Source organism: Trinickia diaoshuihuensis, from assembly GCF_003390925.1.
In the GTDB taxonomy this organism is placed as follows: Bacteria; Pseudomonadota; Gammaproteobacteria; order Burkholderiales; family Burkholderiaceae; genus Trinickia; species Trinickia diaoshuihuensis.
In genome coordinates this window covers 179313-197498 of sequence record NZ_QUBS01000026.1, presented here as the reverse complement: position 1 = coordinate 197498, position 18186 = coordinate 179313, and the positions used below count along the sequence as shown (strand labels likewise).

At 64.0% G+C, this 18186-nt stretch carries 17 protein-coding genes; 11 read left to right on the top strand and 6 right to left on the bottom strand.

All coding sequences use genetic code 11. The features are described from left to right. Positions 1-90 precede the first annotated feature (90 nt). Positions 91-663, top strand: coding sequence for a group III truncated hemoglobin (locus DXT59_RS08005; RefSeq protein WP_116136373.1), 573 nt, complete (start codon positions 91-93; stop codon positions 661-663). A gap of 58 nt (positions 664-721) precedes the next feature. Here the strand turns inward: DXT59_RS08005 and moaE are convergent, their stop codons facing one another. The 6 genes from moaE to DXT59_RS07975 form a co-directional block, all read right to left on the bottom strand. After that, positions 722-1213: a molybdopterin synthase catalytic subunit MoaE gene (gene moaE / locus DXT59_RS08000; RefSeq protein WP_116136372.1), complete on the bottom strand. Its 492-nt coding sequence runs from the start codon at positions 1211-1213 to the stop codon at positions 722-724. Between the two features lie 33 nt (positions 1214-1246). After that, a complete protein-coding gene (gene moaD / locus DXT59_RS07995; protein ID WP_116136371.1) occupies positions 1247-1504 on the bottom strand; it encodes a molybdopterin converting factor subunit 1 in 258 nt (85 codons plus the stop codon). 39 nt (positions 1505-1543) lie between these two features. Further along, complete coding sequence (locus DXT59_RS07990) at positions 1544-2812, bottom strand: molybdopterin molybdotransferase MoeA (RefSeq protein WP_116136397.1); 1269 nt, start codon at positions 2810-2812, stop codon at positions 1544-1546. Positions 2813-2953: 141 nt separating this feature from the next. After that, positions 2954-4405 carry a threonine synthase gene (gene thrC, locus DXT59_RS07985; RefSeq protein ID WP_116136396.1) on the bottom strand — a complete coding sequence of 484 codons (1452 nt, stop codon included), beginning with the start codon at positions 4403-4405 and terminating at the stop codon, positions 2954-2956. Positions 4406-4438: 33 nt separating this feature from the next. Continuing rightward, on the bottom strand, positions 4439-5764 hold the full coding sequence (locus tag DXT59_RS07980) for a homoserine dehydrogenase (RefSeq protein ID WP_116136370.1): 1326 nt from the start codon (positions 5762-5764) through the stop codon (positions 4439-4441). Positions 5765-5842: 78 nt separating this feature from the next. After that, positions 5843-7090, bottom strand: a complete 1248-nt coding sequence (locus tag DXT59_RS07975; RefSeq protein ID WP_116136395.1) for a pyridoxal phosphate-dependent aminotransferase — start codon at positions 7088-7090, stop codon at positions 5843-5845. Positions 7091-7418: 328 nt separating this feature from the next. Here DXT59_RS07975 and DXT59_RS07970 point away from each other — a divergent pair, with 328 nt between their 5' ends. The 10 genes from DXT59_RS07970 to DXT59_RS07925 all read left to right on the top strand — a co-directional run bounded on the left by DXT59_RS07970 (position 7419) and on the right by DXT59_RS07925 (position 17959). After that, positions 7419-7793 (top strand): Mth938-like domain-containing protein, encoded by a 375-nt coding sequence (locus tag DXT59_RS07970; RefSeq protein ID WP_116136369.1) that lies wholly within the window; start codon positions 7419-7421, stop codon positions 7791-7793. 63 nt (positions 7794-7856) lie between these two features. After that, positions 7857-9593: a glycosyltransferase family 39 protein gene (locus tag DXT59_RS07965; protein ID WP_116136368.1), complete on the top strand. Its 1737-nt coding sequence runs from the start codon at positions 7857-7859 to the stop codon at positions 9591-9593. 36 nt (positions 9594-9629) lie between these two features. Continuing rightward, a complete protein-coding gene (locus DXT59_RS07960) occupies positions 9630-10001 on the top strand; it encodes an SMR family transporter (RefSeq protein WP_116136367.1) in 372 nt (123 codons plus the stop codon). Between the two features lie 95 nt (positions 10002-10096). After that, positions 10097-11251 carry a DegT/DnrJ/EryC1/StrS family aminotransferase gene (locus tag DXT59_RS07955; protein WP_116136366.1) on the top strand — a complete coding sequence of 385 codons (1155 nt, stop codon included), beginning with the start codon at positions 10097-10099 and terminating at the stop codon, positions 11249-11251. A 6-nt stretch (positions 11252-11257) separates the two neighbouring features. Further along, entirely contained in the window at positions 11258-12319 is a 1062-nt protein-coding gene (locus tag DXT59_RS07950) for a glycosyltransferase (protein WP_240324442.1), read from the top strand. Next, positions 12316-13263, top strand: coding sequence for a formyltransferase (locus DXT59_RS07945; RefSeq protein ID WP_116136365.1), 948 nt, complete (start codon positions 12316-12318; stop codon positions 13261-13263). The genes DXT59_RS07950 and DXT59_RS07945 overlap by 4 nt, the downstream gene beginning before the upstream one ends. Continuing rightward, entirely contained in the window at positions 13260-14336 is a 1077-nt protein-coding gene (locus DXT59_RS07940) for a bifunctional UDP-4-keto-pentose/UDP-xylose synthase (protein ID WP_116136364.1), read from the top strand. Before DXT59_RS07945 ends, DXT59_RS07940 begins: the two co-directional genes overlap by 4 nt. Positions 14337-14380: 44 nt before the next feature. Then, on the top strand, positions 14381-15277 hold the full coding sequence (locus tag DXT59_RS07935; protein WP_116136363.1) for a polysaccharide deacetylase family protein: 897 nt from the start codon (positions 14381-14383) through the stop codon (positions 15275-15277). Positions 15278-15343: 66 nt separating this feature from the next. After that, the gene (locus DXT59_RS07930; protein ID WP_116136362.1) at positions 15344-15805 is read left to right on the top strand and encodes a peroxiredoxin; all 462 of its coding nucleotides are present in this window, start codon (positions 15344-15346) and stop codon (positions 15803-15805) included. 327 nt (positions 15806-16132) lie between these two features. Next, on the top strand, positions 16133-17959 hold the full coding sequence (locus DXT59_RS07925) for a PhoH family protein (protein ID WP_116136361.1): 1827 nt from the start codon (positions 16133-16135) through the stop codon (positions 17957-17959). The last annotated feature ends 227 nt before the right edge of the window (positions 17960-18186 follow it).

Sequence of the window (18186 nt, the reverse complement as noted above, 5' to 3'; positions counted from 1 at the left end):
GGGCACGAGCGTTTTTCGACAATTTAGTTTGCTTTGCACGCGGTTTGCGGCGGATTAGACCACAAACCGTTCATGACTTCCTGTACTTCGATGCCAACCTCCACGAATTCGGGCGATGCAGCCGCCGACGTATCCCCCGCGCGTCACCGCGAACCCACCGCCGAGAACATCCGCGAACTCGTTTATGCCTTCTATGATCGGGTGCGCGCCGATGCCTTGCTCGGCCCGGTGTTCGATGCGGTCTTGCGAGGCCGGTGGGACGATCACTTGCCCAAGATGTGTGTATTTTGGGGCAGCCTAGTGCTCGGAGACAAACGTTACCGCGGCAACGTCCAACAAGCCCATCAACCGCTCGAAGGCATCGAGCCGCGGCACTTCAGCCGATGGCTGCACTTGTTTCTCGATACGGTGTGCGATCGCTACGAGCCGGCGGCAGCCGTTCGCTTCATGGAACCGGCGCTCAGAATCGCTCAAAGTTTGCAGTTGAGCCGTTTTGGCTGGAATTACGCGATTCCGCCAGAGCAGCAAGCTCTGCTCGATCGCATCGCACCGAGGCGGCCGCGCGACGATTTGCCGCATGACAAGCCGGGCCGCGACCCCTTCCCGGTCAAGATCATCGGCGGGTCGAAAGCGCCCGATGTCGATTCGACGGAAGAACGCTGACGGCAGCGCGGCGATCCCGATCGCCGTGTCGCGCGTTGGCCGATGAGCGGCCCGACATTCAATGCTCCGGCGCATCGTTCTGCGCCGCGTTGGTCCCCGCAATCCCCCATCGAGCGAGCGCGACATCGTCGGTCACGCGGGCGTCCACCCAGCGGGCGCCGTTCGGCGTCGTTTCCTTCTTCCAGAACGGCGCCTGCGTCTTCAGGTAATCCATCACGAACGAGCACGCATCGAACGCGTCGTGCCGGTGCGCGGAGGTCGCCGCCGCCAACACAATTTGGTCGCGCGGCAACAGCTTGCCCACTCGATGCACGATCAGCAGTTCCGAGCCCGGCCAACGCCGTTTCGCTTCCTGTTCAATCCCCTCGAGCGCTTTCTCGGTCATGCCGGGGTAATGCTCGAGTTCCATCGCCTCGACGCTATCCCCTTCGTTAAGGTCGCGTACCGTGCCGATGAACGCCACCACGGCCCCGATCTTGGGATTTTCGGCCCGCAGCGCTGCGATTTCCGCCGATAAATCGAAGTCTTCCGTCTGCACACGCACAGTCATCGCATCACGCTCCCGGTTCGTCGTCTAGCCGTCTCAGCCACCCGTCACGGGCGGAAAGAACGCGACTTCGCACCCGTCCGTCAGCCGCGCGCCGGCGTCCGTCATCGTGTGGTTGCAGGCCATGCGTAAAGCCCGGCCTTCGGCCAGTGCCTCGGCCCACGCGCCGCCGCGCGTGCGCAGCCAGGCCCGCACGTCGCCGACGGTCGCGACGCCTTCCGGCACGGTCACCGCTTCCCCGGCAAGTCCGACCGCCTCGCGCACGCTCGCAAAATATTTGAGCTCGATTTTCATTGTGGACACCGTGTGGGACTGGCCTGCGCAAACGCGCCCTCAGCCGAGCAATTCGGAAAAAGGGAGAAACCGCACCGTCTCGCCGGCGCTGATCGCGTGATTAGGCGGATTGTCGATCAACCCGTCCCCCCAAACCGTCGAGGTCAGCACCGCCGAGCTCTGATTCGGGAAGAGTTCAAGCCCGCCGGCGGCGTTCACGCGCGCGCGCAAGAACTCGTTGCGGCGATCGGCCTTGGCCTGCGTGAAATCGGCCCGCAGCGAAATGGCGCGCGGCTCGACGTCGCGCACGCCGGCCAAACGCAGCAAGAACGGCCGCACGAACAACAAAAACGTGACGAAGCTGGAGACGGGGTTGCCGGGCAACCCGATGAAATGCGCTTCGCCGCGTCCGGAGGCGCCGGCACCGGCGCCGACGCCTCGACGCACCGCGCCGAACGCGAGCGGCTTGCCCGGTTTCATCGCGATCTGCCAGAGTGCGAGCCGGCCCTGCGATTGAACCGCGGGCTTCACATGGTCTTCCTCGCCGACCGATACGCCGCCCGAGGTCAGAATCAGGTCGTGCTCGCGCGCCGCCGCGGCCAGCGCATCGCATGTGGCATCCAACCGGTCGGGCACGATGCCGAGATCGGTCACGTCGCAATTCAAGCGTGTCAGCAGCGCGCGCAACGTGAATCGGTTGGAGTTGTAGATGCCGCCCGGTTGCAGCGGCTCGCCGGGCATCGTCAGTTCATCGCCGGTGAAAAACACCGCGACCTTCAAGCGGCGCACGACCTCGAGCCGCGCGGCCCCGATCGAGGCCGCCAAGCCGAGCGCTTGCGGCGAAAGCCGCGTCCCGGCGGGCAAGATGACGGCGCTGCGCCGGATGTCGGCGCCCTGCGCGGTGATCCATTCGCCGGCCTTCGGCGTGTGCAAAATCGCGACGGCATCGCCGTCCGTTTCCGTCTGCTCTTGCATGACGACGGCATCCGCCCCCGGCGGGATCGGCGCGCCCGTAAAAATCCGCGCGGCCGTGCCCGCCGCCAGCGGCTCGGGTCGATGGCCGGCCGGCACGCGTTGCGAGATCGGGAGGCGGCGATCGCCTTGCAACAGATCGGCCACGCGCACCGCGTAGCCATCCATCATGCTGGTGTTCGTGGGTGGGACGTCGAGTTCGGACACGACGTCGGCGCCGAGTACCCGGCCGAGCGCGTCGAGCGTCGGGACCAATTCGGTATCGGTAATCGGCGTGGCGGAGGCCAACAACGTCGCGAGTGCCTCGGCCGTCGAGAGAAGCCGTGCGCGGGGCGTCGGATGAGCGGGGGTGGACATCGGCAAGCGGTTCTCGCTGCGAAAGCCCTTATTGTAGCGAGGCATCGGCTTATGCGACATAAGCCGTGCCGCGGGCCGCCCACGCGGGCGGCCGCCGGGTGGTCATGACTCATCACCGGGGCCGTATCCCCCCTCGGCCCGTCAATCGCCCGTATGCTCGGCGATAAACGTTTTGACGCGCGCCGCATCCGCCGGCAGTACGTCGAAGCGTTGCGGCAGCGATTCGAGCCCCTCGAACGCCGCGGGCCGCTGCGGATCGCGGCCGAGCGCTTCGCGAATCGTCTCGCCGAACTTGATCGGCTGCGCCGTCTCCAGCACGATCATCGGCACGCCCGGATCCAAGTGCTCGCGCGCCACCTTGAGGCCGTCGGCCGTATGCGTATCGATGACTTGGCCGTAGCGCGCATCGACGTCGCGAATCGCCGCGACGCGGTCGTCGTGCGTACTGCGCCCCGACACGAAGCCGAATTGCCGCACTCGCGCGAAATCTCCGCTCGCGGCGAGGTCGAAGCCGCCCTTTTCCTCGACGTCGCGGAACAGTTGCAGGACGCGCGCCGGATCCCGGCCCAGCAGATCGAACACGAAGCGCTCGAAATTGGACGCCTTGGAGATGTCCATGCTCGGGCTCGTAGTGTGGTAAGTCTGCGCGGCGCCGCGAACGCGATAGACGCCCGTGCGGAAAAACTCGTCAAGCACGTCGTTTTCGTTCGTGGCCACGACCAGTTTCTCGATTGGCAATCCCATCATGCGGGCGATATGGCCGGCGCAGACGTTGCCGAAATTGCCCGAGGGTACCGTGAACGACACCCGTTCGTCGTTCGACTTCGTCGCGGCGAAGTAGCCCTTGAAGTAATAGACCACTTGAGCGACGACGCGAGCCCAGTTGATCGAGTTAACCGTGCCGATCTTGTGGCGCGCCTTGAACGCGTGATCGTTGGAGACGGCCTTGACGATGTCCTGGCAATCGTCGAATACGCCTTCGACCGCCAAATTGAAAATGTTCGGCTCCTGCAGGCTGTACATCTGCGCGGTCTGAAACGCACTCATCTTCCGGTGCGGCGAGAGCATGAATACGCGAATCCCAGCCTTGCCGCGCATCGCATATTCCGCGGCACTGCCCGTATCGCCGGACGTCGCGCCGAGAATATTGAGCCTTTGCCCGTTTTTGGCGAGCGTGTACTCGAACAGGTTGCCGAGCAACTGCATCGCCATGTCCTTGAACGCAAGCGTCGGCCCGTTCGACAACGCCAGCAGCGACAACGGCGCGCCGTGTTCGACACCGAGCAGCGTAAGCGGCGTGATTTCGCCCGCATCCTCGCCCGCTCGCACGTTGCTGTAGACGTCGGCGCGATACGTGCGGCGCGTCAACGCGCGCAGATCGTCGGCGGCGATGTCGTCGCAGAACTTGCTAAGCACCTCGAAGGCGAGATCGGCATACGGCAACGCGCGCCAACGCGCGAGTTCCTCTGGCGTCACGCGCGGATACTGGGCCGGCAAATACAAGCCACCGTCCTTGGCGAGCCCGGTGAGCAAGATGTCGGAGAACGTATGGCGCTCACCGATACCGGCGCCGCGCGTGGAAATGTAGTTCATGTTCAACTCGATCAATCGATTTCTGTGTGGGACTTAGCCGTGGGCTTCGATCCGCAACTTGGTAACGTTCGAGACGACGGTCGAAAGCGCTTCGATGCGCGCGATCGCCGCATTCACGTTCTTCTCGAGCGTGTCGTGCGTGATGATCACGACGTCGGTCTCGCCGTTGTCCGCGACCTGCTCCGCTTCTTTTTGCAGCAAGGCGTCGATCGAAATGCCCGCGTCGGCCAGGATGCGCGTGATATCGGCCAGCACGCCCGTTACGTCGGCCACGCGCAAACGCAGGTAGTAACCGCTCGTCACGTCATCGATCGGCAACACCGGCGTATCGGCCAGGCTTTGCGGCTGGAACGCGAGGTGCGGCACGCGATGGCCGGGATCGGCCGTATGCAAGCGCGTCACGTCCACGAGATCGGCCACGACGGCCGAGGCGGTCGGCTCGGCGCCCGCGCCCTTGCCGTAATAGAGCGTCGTGCCGACGGCGTCGCCATGCACTTCCACGGCGTTCATCGCGCCCTCGACGCTCGCGAGCAACCGCTTCGCCGAAATCAGCGTCGGATGCACGCGCAACTCGATGCCGCGCTCCGTGCGGCGCGTGATACCGAGCAACTTGATGCGATAGCCGAGATCCTCGGCGTATTTGATATCGATCGCGGCGAGTTTGCTGATGCCTTCCACGTACGCGCGATCGAACTGCATCGGAATGCCGAATGCGATCGCGCTCATGATCGTGAGCTTGTGCGCCGCGTCCACGCCTTCGATGTCGAACGTCGGGTCGGCCTCCGCATAGCCGAGCGCCTGCGCGCCGGCCAGCGCCGTGGCGAAATCGAGACCGCGTTCGCGCATCTCGGAAAGAATGTAGTTCGTCGTGCCGTTGATGATGCCGGCGATCGATTGAATCCGGTTGGCCGTGAGCCCCTCGCGCAGCGCTTTGATGATCGGGATACCGCCCGCGACCGCCGCCTCGAACGCCACCATCACGCCTTGGGTGCGCGCCGCCGCGAAAATTTCCGTGCCGTGCACGGCGAGCAAGGCCTTGTTGGCCGTGACGACGTGTTTGCCTTTCGAGATCGCCCGCAGCACGAGTTCGCGCGCGATACCCGTGCCGCCGATCATCTCCGCCACGATGTCGATCGCCGGATCGTCGATGACGGCGTTGAAATCGCTGCCGAGCTGGACCGTGCTGGCGGCCTCGCCGAGCGCGGCGAGCGCCTTGGCCGGATTGCGCACGGCGATGCGCGTGATCTCGATCCCACGGCCGGCGCGGCGTTTGATTTCTTCCTGATTGCGGCGCAGCACCGTGAAGGTGCCGCTGCCCACCGTGCCGAAGCCCAGCAAGCCAACTTTGATCGGTTCCATGCAGCGTTTTCTAGTTAATGATTCATTGAAGAGGGAAAGCGCGGGGCCGGCACCCAGCCGCCCCCCCGCCAGCGCCGGCTAGGTGCCGTGCCGCTTGCGATAGCCTTCGAGAAAGCGCCCGATGCGGTTGATCGAGTCGGTCAAATCGTCCACGTTCGGCAGGAACACGACGCGGAAGTGATCGGGCCGCGGCCAATTGAAGCCGCTGCCCTGCACGAGCAGCACGCGCTCCTCGAGCAGCAGATCGAGAATGAATTGCTGGTCGTCCTTGATCGGATAAATCTCCGGATCCAGCCGCGGGAACATATAGAGCGCCGCTTCGGGCTTGACGCAGCTCACGCCGGGAATCGCGTTGAGCATCTCGTAGGCGACCTGCCGCTGGCGCGATAGCCGCCCGCTCGGCCCGATCAGTTCGTTGATGCTCTGATAGCCGCCGAGCGCCGTCTGGATCGCGTACTGTCCGGGCACGTTCGGACACAGCCGCATCGAGGCGAGGATGCCGAGACCTTCGAAGTAATCCTTGCCCCGGCGTCGGTTTTCACCGGTCAACCCCGAGATATACATCCAGCCCGCGCGATAGCCGCACGAGCGATAGCTCTTGGACAGGCTGTTGAACGTGACGGTGACGACGTCCTCGGACAACGCCCCGAGCGCCGTGTGCTTCTTGCCGTCATAGACGATCTTGTCGTACACCTCGTCGGCGAAGACGATGAGCCCGTGCTGGCGGGCGATGTCGAGCAAATCGAGCAGCAACTCGTCCGAATACAGCGCGCCGGTCGGGTTGTTCGGATTGATGACGACGAGCGCGCGCGTGCGCGGCGTGATTTTCGAGCGCAGATCGTCGAGATCGGGCATCCACGCGTTCGATTCGTCGCACAAATAGTGCACGGGCGTGCCGCTCGATAGACTGACTGCCGCGGTCCACAGCGGATAGTCGGGCGCCGGCAGCAGAACTTCGTCGCCGTCGTTGAGCAAGCCCTGCATCGCCATGACGATCAGCTCGGACGCCCCGTTGCCGATGTAGATATCGTCGAGTTCGACGCCGGCCACCCCCTTTTGCTGGGAGTAATGCATGATCGCCTTGCGCGCGGCGAATACCCCTTTCGAATCCGAATAGCCGGACGACGCCGACAAATTACGGATCATGTCCTGAATGATTTCGTCGGGCGCGTCGAATCCGAACGGGGCCAAGTTGCCGATGTTCAGCTTGATCACGCGATGCCCCTCTTCCTCGAGACGCTTGGCGTGTTCAAGCACGGGCCCGCGGATGTCGTAGCAGACGTTGAGCAGCTTGTTCGATTTAAGAATCGGTTTCACGGCGGACACAGTTCCTGGGGAGAGCCGAAAGACGGGAAGCGCGCGCGTTTCCATGCGCGCAAGGCATTGCTGCGCCCATGTGGCGGCGGTTCGCCGAATGAAGCGCGCGCGGCTCGTTCGCCCGGTTGACGGCGCGCTTATGGCGCGCACGGGGGGGCGGCGGATGGGATGCGCTCGCGCGCGTGCACGATGCTGGGCGCCGCGGGGCGGCTAAAAAGTTATAATTTAGCGGATTTCGGCCGACTTTCGCAATGCACCATTCTAGCGAAAGCCCCCTTTCGGCCTCGATGAGGTCGCGAGCGGTCATGCTCCGGCCGACGGAACCACGGAAAGAAATTTGAAATTACACCAGGACTCGAGCGGCGCGCTCAATACGGTGACCGGCTACGGCGCCCATTACGTCGACGTCAATCTCGTGCGTCACGAAAGCAGCATCTTGCTGTTGCCCGACACGCCGGTGCAGCCTTGGCCGGTCGCGTCGTTCGACGCGCTCGGCCCCGAACATTTCGAGCTCTTGCTCGCGCAGACGCCCGAGCTGGTCGTGTTCGGCAGCGGCGCGCGCCTGCGCTTCCCGCACCCGCGGCTCACCGCGGCGCTCGCCGCCCGGCGGGTCGGCGTCGAGACCATGGATTTCATGGCCGCGTGCCGTACCTACAACATTCTGATGGCCGAAGGCCGGCGCGTCGCGGCCGCCCTGCTCATCGAGCAATGAACGCGCGCGAGCCGGCCAGCCGCGCGGCAAGCGAATATCGATAGACCTCCCGAACGCCGCCCTATGCCGTTTCAACGATTCTCCCCCGCCGACAGCGCAGCCGCAGCCAATAGCACGCCGCCGCCGGGCGCCGCGGCCACCTACCGGCCCGCCAGCCGGCTCACGGTCGTGTTGCTGATCGTCGCGCTCGCGCTCGTTTGGTTCGTTCCCCTCGGCTGGCGGCACCTCGTGCCGAGCGACGAGGGCCGGTACGCCGAAATGGCGCGCGAGATGCTGCTGACCGGCGATTGGATCACGCCCCGGTACAACGGCTACAAGTATTTCGAGAAACCGCCGCTGCAAACTTGGTTCAATGCGCTGACGTTCGCCTGGTTCGGCATCGGCGAATGGCAAGCGCGGCTTTACACGGCCTTGACCGGCTTCGCGGGCGTGCTCGTCGCCGGTTATACGGCGGCTAGGCTCGTGAACCCGGCGGCCGGTTTCGCCGCGGCGCTCGTCCTCGCGAGCGCGCCGTATTGGCAGTTGATGGGGCATTTCAATACGCTCGACATGGGCCTCTCGTTTTGGATGGAGGTCACGCTGTGCGCGATGCTGCTCGCGCAGCGCGTCGGCGTCGGCGCGCGCGAGGCGCGCCGGTGGATGTGGCTATGCTGGGCGGCGATGGCCCTGGCCGTGCTGTCCAAGGGACTCATCGGCGTATTGCTGCCGGGCATGGTGCTCGTCGCCTATTCGCTGATTCAGCGCGATTGGGCGCTTTGGAAGCGCCTCTATCTGCCGAGCGGACTGGCCGTCTTTTTCGCGATCGCGACGCCTTGGTTCGTCTTCGTACAACAGCGCAATCCCGAATTCTTCAACTTCTTCTTCATCGTTCAGCAGTTCGATCGATACCTGACTCCGGATCAGCACCGCCCCGGCCCCGTGTACTACTTCGTCTGGGTGCTGCTCGTGGGCTTCTTGCCCTGGCTGCCGCTCGGCTGGCGCAGCATTCGTCACGCGCTGGCCCAGCCGCGGCAATTGAACGGGTTTGCGCCGGGCAAATTGCTCGTCGTCTGGAGCGCGTTGATCTTCCTGTTCTTCAGCGCCTCGCACTCCAAGCTAGTATCGTATGTGCTGCCGGTCGCACCGGCCCTTGCGCTCATCATCGGCGCTTACTTGCCGCACGTCTCGCGCCAGGCTTGGCGCCGCCATCTCGTCGGTTACGCCGGGTTTCTCGTCGCGGGCGCGATCGGCGCCGTCTTCATTGCGCGCCTCGGCGATGCCCGTACGCCGAACGGGCTTTATCGCGATTTCCAGATCTGGGTCTTCGCCGCGCTCGGCGTAGCCTTCGTCATGACCCTCGCGGCGCTCGCCGTGCTCAAACGCCCCGAGCGCGGCGTGCTGCCGTCGGCGGTCGTATTCGGCGCCGCCTGGGTGATGCTCTGCACGATCGCCGGGGCGGGCCATGAAGTATTCGGACGCCAAAGCTCGGGCGCGCTGCTCGCACCGGCCATCAAGGCGGAACTGGCTCGCCTGCCGGCCGGCACGCCGTTTTACTCGGTCGCCATGCTAGACCATACGCTGCCGTTCTACGTCGGCCATACGATGATCATGGTCGCCAGCCCCGATGAGTTGACGTTCGGGGTCACGCAAGAGCCGTCGAAGTGGGTGCCGACGATCGACGAATGGATCGCCCGCTGGAACGCCGGCGGCCCGGCCCTCGCCGAGATGAAACCCGATCGTTACCGCGACCTCGCCGAAGCGCATGTTCCGATGCGCGTCATCGCAAGCGATGCGCGGCGCGTCGTCGTCGAGAAACCCTGACCGCCGCATCCGCCGGCACCGCTTGCCTTTTCATCGATGAATCCCATTTCCCTCTTTTGCATTTTGGCGGGCGTGACGCTCAACGCCTGCGCGCAGTTGCTGCTCAAGGCCGGCGTGAACGCCGTTGGACACTTCGAATTCACCCGTGCGAATATTCTGCCGATCGGCTTCAAGCTCGCGACCCAATTGCCGATCATCGGCGGCCTTGCCTGTTACGTGATCAGCGTGGTCGTCTGGATCGTCGGCCTGTCGCGCGTCGACGTTTCGATCGCCTATCCGATGCTCTCGCTCGGATACGTGGTCAACGCATTCGCGGCCTGGTATTTGTTCGGCGAGGTCTTGAGCCTGCAGCGACTCGTCGGCATCGGCATCATCTTGGTCGGCGTGCTCGTTTTGGCACGCAGTTGAGCCGCCGCGATAGACGCATTGAAAGCACCGCTCGCCCCGGCGAGCGCCACGAGAACCTCAGAACGACACAACACTTCGATACTCGAGCCAAGCCCATGACCCAAGACTCCCTTTCATTCCTGCCCTTCGTGCGCCCCGAGATCGACGAGGAAACGATTGCCGGCGTGGCCGACGTGCTGCGTTCGGGCTGGATTACGACGGGTCCGCAAAACCAGGCCTTCGAAGCGCAGCTTTCCGCGTTTTGCGGCGGCCGGCCCGTTCGCACGTTCAATTCGGGCACGGCCACGCTCGAGGTCGGATTGCGTATCGCCGGCGTGGGACCGGGCGATGAAGTCATCACGAGCCCGGCATCGTGGGTGGCGACGGCGAACGTGATTCTCGAAGTGGGCGCGACGCCCGTTTTCGTCGATATCGACCCGCTCACGCGCAATATCGATTTAAATCTGCTCGAGAAGGCGATCACGCCGCGCACGAAAGCAATCATGCCCGTTTATCTGGCCGGGTTGCCCGTCGACATGGATCGCCTTTACGACATCGCGCGCGCCTACAAGCTGCGCGTGATCGAAGATGCTGCGCAAGCGTTCGGCTCCACCTGGCGCGGCGAGCGCATCGGCAAGCTAGGCGACATCGTCTCGTTCAGTTTCCACCCGAACAAGAACCTGACCTCGATCGAGGGCGGCGCGCTCGTGCTCAACAACGAAGAGGAAGCCGAACTCGCGCGCAAATACCGGCTGCAAGGCATCACGCGCAAGGGCTACGACGGCATGGACTGCGACCTGCTCGGCGGCAAGTACAATCTCACCGACGTGGCGGCGCGCGTCGGCCTGGGCCAGCTCGCGCATATCGAACGCTTTCAGGCGCAACGCAAGGCGCTCGCGCGGGCCTACTTCCAGGGGTTCGAAGGCGGCGCGGCGCGCTCGCTCGGCGTTGGGCTGCCGCTCGCCGAATTCGAGAACGGCAACTGGCACATGTTCCAGATCACATTGCCGCTGGAACGCCTGACGATCGACCGCGCGAGCTTCATGCAGAAGCTGCATGACGATTACCGGATCGGCACGGGCGTGCATTACCCGCCGATTCATCTTTTCTCGCTCTACCGCGCGCGCGGCTTCGCGCCCGGCATGTTCCCGCATGCCGAGCGCTTCGGCGCGACGACGGTCACGCTGCCGCTGTTCACGCTGATGACCGAGCGCGACGTGGCCCGCGTATGCGGCGCCGTCAACGAGATCTGCGAACAATTTGGGAAATAAGCGGACATGAGTTATACGGAACACCGGCCGGCACGACCGGAAGTCACGGTCGTCATCCCCGTCTACAACGAGGAAGAGGGATTGCGCGCGCTCTATGCACGCCTGTACCCGGCCCTCGATGCCTTGGGGACCAGCTACGAAGTCATCTTCATCAACGACGGTAGCCGCGACAAATCCGCCGCACTGCTCGCCGAGCAATTCCGCGCGCGTCCCGATACGACGCGCGTCGTCCTGCTCAACGGTAACTACGGCCAGCATATGGCGATCCTCGCGGGCTTCGAGGCGTCGCGCGGCGAAATCGTCCTGACGCTCGATGCCGACTTGCAAAATCCGCCCGAGGAGATCGGCAAGCTCGTGGCGAAGATGCGCGAAGGCTACGACTACGTCGGCTCGATCCGCATGCAGCGCCAAGACACGCTCTGGCGCCGCAAGGCCTCGCGCGCGATGAACCGGCTGCGCGAGCGCATCACGCACATCAAGATGACCGACCAAGGGTGCATGCTGCGCGCGTATAGCCGTCAGATCATCGATACGATCAACCGCTGCGGCGAAGTCAATACGTTCATCCCCGCCCTCGCCTATACGTTCGCGCAAAACCCGATCGAGGTCGACGTCGCGCACGAGGAGCGCTTCGCGGGCGAATCGAAGTACTCGCTCTATAGCCTTATTCGGCTGAATTTCGACCTCGTGACGGGCTTTTCCGTCGTGCCGCTGCAATGGCTGTCGTTCATCGGCGTGATCTTGTCGATGGGTTCGGCCGGCTTGTTCCTGCTGCTGGTGGTGCGGCGCTTCGTGATCGGCGCCGAAGTTCAGGGCGTGTTTACGCTGTTCGCCATTACGTTCTTCATGCTCGGTGTGATCATTTTCGCGCTGGGGCTGCTCGGCGAATATATCGGCCGCATCTACCAGCAAGTACGCGCGCGGCCGCGCTATCTCGTGCAGACGATCCTTGAAGGGCGTCCCGGCGATCTGCCCGCCGCCGCTCAGGTGCCGAGCACGGCGAATGTGACGAACGTGACGGGTGCCGCCGTCGCGCCGCAAACGAGCGCACCGGAGCGCGACCGATGAAACCGCGCGCCGTCGTCTTCGCCTATCACAACGTCGGCGTGCGCTGCCTGCGCGTGCTGCTCGCGCGGGGCGTCGACGTCGCGCTGGTGGTCACGCACGAAGACAATCCGGCCGAGCGCATTTGGTTCGGCAGCGTCGCGCAAGTCGCCGCCGAGCACGGCATCGAGACGATTACGCCCGCCGATCCGGCCGGGCCGCCATTGCGCGAGGCCGTCGCGCGCGCGCGGCCCGATTTCATTTTCTCGTTCTACTACCGGCACATGTTGCCCGCCGACCTGCTGGCGCTTGCGCCGCGCGGCGCCTACAACATGCACGGCTCGCTGCTGCCCAAGTATCGGGGCCGCGTGCCGACCAATTGGGCGGTGCTCAACGGCGAAACCGAGACTGGAGCGACGTTGCACGAGATGGCGGCCAAACCCGACGCCGGCGCCATCGTCGCGCAAACGAGCGTGCCGATCCTGCCCGACGACACGGCGCAGGAAGTGTTCGACAAGGTGACGGTTGCCGCCGAGCAGACGCTTTGGCGCGTGTTGCCGGCATTGTTGGCCGGCGAAGCGCCGCATCTGCCGAACGACTTGGCGCGCGGCAGCTACTTCGGCGGGCGCAAGCCCGAGGACGGACGCATCGACTGGTCCAAGCCCGCCGGCGAAGTCTATAACTTGATCCGCGCGGTCGCGCCGCCCTATCCCGGCGCGTTCACCGAGATCGCCGGCGAGCGCTTCGTGATCGCGCGCGCTAGGCTGGCCCCTATCGACGCGATCGCCAAGGCCGGATTGGCCGATTTGCCCCCCGGTCTGCACGTAAGCGATAATACGTGTTTCGGCGTGTGCGGCGACGCGCGCGCCATCGTCATTTCCGAGCTGCGGCACCAGCGCGACGGGGAAGAAACCGTCGTGACGCCTGCGCAGTTCGCCCAGCTCACTTATCGTTCCCGCCACCCATGAATTCCGTCAAAACCGAACGTTCCGCCAAGAAAGTCCTGATTCTCGGCGTCAATGGCTTCATCGGCCATCATTTGTCCAAGCGCATCCTCGAGACGACCGATTGGGAAGTGTTCGGCATGGATATGCAGACGGACCGCCTCGGCGATCTGACGCAGCACGAGCGGATGCACTTCTTCGAAGGCGACATCACGATCAACAAGGAATGGGTGGAATATCACGTGAAAAAGTGCGACGTGATCTTGCCGCTCGTGGCGATCGCGACGCCCGCCACCTACGTGCAGCAGCCGCTGCGCGTGTTCGAACTCGACTTCGAGGCGAATCTGCCGATCGTGCGCTCGGCCGTCAAATATCGTAAGCACCTCGTGTTTCCGTCGACGTCGGAAGTCTACGGCATGTGCGCCGACGAAGAGTTCGACCCCGAAGCATCGCCGCTCACGTACGGCCCGATCAACAAGCCGCGCTGGATTTACGCGTGCTCCAAGCAATTGATGGACCGCGTGATTTGGGGCTACGGCATGCAAGAAGGCCTGAACTTCACGCTGTTCCGCCCGTTCAACTGGATCGGGCCGGGCCTCGATTCGATCTACACGCCGAAGGAAGGCAGCTCGCGCGTGGTAACGCAGTTTCTTGGCCACATCGTGCGCGGCGAGAACATCAGCCTCGTCGACGGCGGCTCGCAAAAGCGCGCGTTCACGGACATCGACGACGGCATCAGCGCGCTGATGAAGATCATCGAAAACCCGAACGGCATTGCCTCGGGCAAGATCTACAACATCGGCAATCCGACGAACAACTTCTCGGTGCGCGAGCTTGCGCACAAGATGCTCGCGCTCGCGGCGGAATACCCCGAATACGCGGAATCGGCCAAGGCCGTGAATCTCGTCGAGACGTCCTCGGGCGCCTACTACGGCCAGGGTTATCAAGACGTCCAAAACCGCGTGCCGAAGATCGAGAACACGATGACGGAATTGAACTGGGCGCCGAAAGCGACGTTCGACGACGCGTTGCGCAAGATTTTCGAAGCGTATCGCGGCCATGTGGCCGATGCGCGCGCCCTCGTCGAGCAGCAGTAATCGCGGCCTCGCCGCGCAGCCGCCCCGCTTGGGAAGGACCGCCTTTGCCACGTATCGTTCTTAAAATCGACGTCGACACGCTGCGCGGCACGCGCGAGGGGGTACCCAACCTCGCGCGCATGCTCGATCGCTTCAAGGCGCGCGCGACGTTCCTGTTCAGTCTCGGCCCGGATCACACGGGCTGGGCCCTGCGCCGCGTCCTGCGGCCCGGCTTCTTGAAGAAGGTCTCTCGCACCTCGGTGCTCGAGCACTACGGCATCAAGCAATTGATGTACGGCGTGCTGCTGCCCGGCCCCGACATCGGCCGGCGTGCGGCGGCCGAGATGCGCGCGATCCACGAAGCCGGTTTCGAGTGCGGCATCCATACCTGGGATCACGTGTATTGGCAGGATAACGTTCGTTCGCGCGGACAAGCCTGGACCGCGGGCGAAATGCAAAAAAGTTACGGGCGCTTCGTGGAGATCTTCGGTGCGCCGCCCGCGACGCACGGCTCGGCCGGCTGGCAGATGAACGACCACGCATTCGAGCAGATCGATGCCTGGGGCATGCGCTACGCATCCGACGGCCGCGGCCACTCGCCTTACCGGCCCGTCGTAGGCGGCAAGACGCTCGAGCACGTCCAGTTGCCCACCACGCTGCCGACGCTGGACGAATTGATCGGCGTGGACGGCTGCGACGAATCGAATGTCGCCGAGCGCCTGCTTGCCTCGACGGCGCACAGCCCGAGCGACCAAGTCTTCACGCTGCATGCTGAGCTCGAAGGCCAGAAGCTTGCCCCGATCTTCGAGCGGTTGCTGGCGGGCTGGCACGCCCAGGGCCATACGTTCGCGACGATGGGCGACTACCATGCCGCGCTGGACCTCGGTGAGTTGCCATCGTACCCTGTCACCTGGGGTGCGATACCGGGGCGTTCGGGCGAGCTCATCGTTCAGCCCGATTAAGGCTTTCCCGGCCGGCGCTCGTATCGGCCCATTCGACCATTTGCGCGATAAAAACAGGAGAACCACGTGCCCATTGCAGTCGACCAACCCGTCCCCGATTTTTCGGCCCCCGCGACGGGCGGCGATTTCACGCTGTCCGGCTTGCGCGGCAAGAAGCTCGTCTTGTACTTCTATCCGAAAGACAACACACCGGGCTGCACGACAGAGGGTTTGCAGTTTCGCGACTTGTATCCGAAGTTCAAGAAGGCCGGTGCGGAGATCGTCGGCGTGTCGCGCGACAGCCTGCGTTCGCACGAGAACTTCAAAGCCAAGCTGGAGCTGCCGTTTCCGTTGATTTCGGACGCCGACGAAGCGCTGTGCACACTGTTCGGCGTCATCAAAATGAAAAAGATGTATGGCAAGGAAGTGCGCGGCATCGAGCGCTCGACGTTTCTGATCGATGCCGACGGCGTCTTGCGGCGCGAATGGCGCGGCGTGAAAGTCCCGGGGCACGTCGATGAGACGCTGGAGGCTGTACAAGCACTTTGACGCGCGTTATATTGCGTTGCAATGAGTTCCCGTTCACTTCGTCTTGTCCGCTTGTGCGCCGTCGATCAGGTCGACGTTTCATGCATCAGGCGCCGCGCGATGCTCGAAACCGAGCCGCTTGCTCCATCGCAACAGGAGCGGCGGCTTTTTTGTTTTTCGGCGGCCTCGCCATTGGCCGGCCGCCGGTCTCTTGCGAAGGAGCTGATCGAAATCTAGGCGAACCGGCGAACCGAAACCTGAAACGCGCTGCGCGAATCCTGGCCCACGTAACCCGGGGCCGAGTATTCGGCGGCGTATGAGATGCGACCCGATTCTTTGAGGGAAACCATGCCTTTGCCTACCCCGCCCAGCAAGCTCGGCAGTCTGTTGCCGCCCGATGAATTCAAGGCCAAAGCCAGGCCGGCGCGAGGCGCCAAAAAACAGGGGACCATGGGGGAGCAAACCGAAGCGGCCGAGTACGGCGCGACCACCCATGTCGCCGCCCCGATGGGCGCGGCTGCCAACGCGGGCGCAACCGTGCGCGCGCTACAGCCTTCGCCGGCCGCCGCCGAGCCCGCTCCCACCGCCCGTGGCCGCAAACCGAAGCAAACCGCCGCGCTGCTGCAACCGGCAACGCCCGTGGCGCCCCCCGCATCGGCTCCCGTTCCCGCGCATGCACGCAAGCAAGAACCGGCGGCCGTGACGGAACCGGTCTCGCCCACGGGTGCCGCCCGCGGCGCCGCCAAGCCGCGCTCGACCAAAGCCGCCGCGGTCGAAACCGAATTGCGCAAGCTGTTCGTGCTCGATACGAACGTGCTGATGCACGATCCGACCTGCCTCTTCCGTTTCGAGGAACACGACGTCTATCTGCCGATGATGACGCTCGAGGAACTCGACAACCACAAGAAGGGGATGTCCGAAGTTGCGCGTAACGCGCGCCAAGTCAGCCGCACGCTCGACGCGCTCGTCGCGAACGCCGGCTTGATCGCGGAAGGGTTGCCGCTCGCGGGACTCGGCAGCCGCGAAGCGCTCGGACGGCTGTATTTCCAGACGAAGCTCGCCGATATCGAACCGGTCGAGGGGCTGCCGCAGGGCAAGGCCGACAATCAGATTCTCGGTGTCGTGCGCGCCTTGCAGCGCGATCGGCAAGATCGCCAAGTCGTGCTGGTGTCGAAAGACATCAACATGCGGATCAAGGCGCACGCGCTCGGCCTGCCCGCGGAAGACTACTTCAACGACCAGGTGCTCGAGGACAAGGATTTGCTGTTCTCGGGCGTGCGCGCCCTGCCCCAAGACTTCTGGACGAAACATGCCAAGGGCATGGAAAGCTGGCAGGACAATAAGACGGGCACGACGTATTACCGCGTGACCGGCCCGCTGTGTCCGTCGCTGCTCGTCAACGAATTCGTCTATCTCGAACCGCAAACGGGCGAGCCGCCGTTCCAGGCGATCGTACGCGAGCTGAACGGCAAGACCGCCGTCCTGCAGACCCTGCGCGACTACAGTCATCACAAGAACAACGTCTGGGGTATCACCGCGCGCAATCGCGAGCAGAACTTCGCGTTGAATCTCTTGATGAACCCCGACATCGACTTCGTGACGCTGCTCGGCCAAGCCGGTACGGGCAAGACGCTCGTCGCGTTGGCGGCGGGCCTCGCCCAAGTACTGGATGAAAAGCGCTACAACGAGATCATCGTCACACGGGCCACGGTGCCCGTCGGCGAGGATATCGGCTTCTTGCCCGGAACCGAGGAGGAGAAGATGCAGCCTTGGATGGGCGCATTCGACGACAACCTCGAAGTATTGCAACGGACCGAAGATAGCGCCGGCGAATGGGGCCGCGCCGCCACGCAGGAACTGATTCGCTCACGCTTGAAGATCAAGAGCATGAACTTCATGCGCGGGCGGACCTTCGTCGACAAGTACCTCATCATCGACGAAGCGCAGAACCTGACGCCCAAGCAAATGAAGACGCTCGTCACGCGCGCGGGCCCGGGCACGAAGATCGTCTGTCTCGGCAATATCGCGCAGATCGATACGCCCTACTTGACCGAAGGCAGTTCGGGGCTCACTTACGTCGTCGATCGCTTCAAGGGCTGGACGCATAGCGGGCATGTCACCCTCGCGCGCGGCGAGCGCTCGCGGCTGGCCGATTACGCCTCCGACATCCTCTGATGCGCCGCCGAGACCGTGCGGGTCTCGGCGCGATAACCTGCAACGCCCGGCTCTGCCGGGCGTTTTCTTTTATGGGGTTGAATCACCATGTCGGCACACTGCAACGCATCGCCGCCAAACTTCAAGTAAATTATGAAGAATTCTTGCCGAAGCCCCGCCGGCAGGGCTACTATCGGCCGCAATAGCGCGTGCCGGCCGTTTCCAGACTCTGAAGCGTCGGCCGAGGA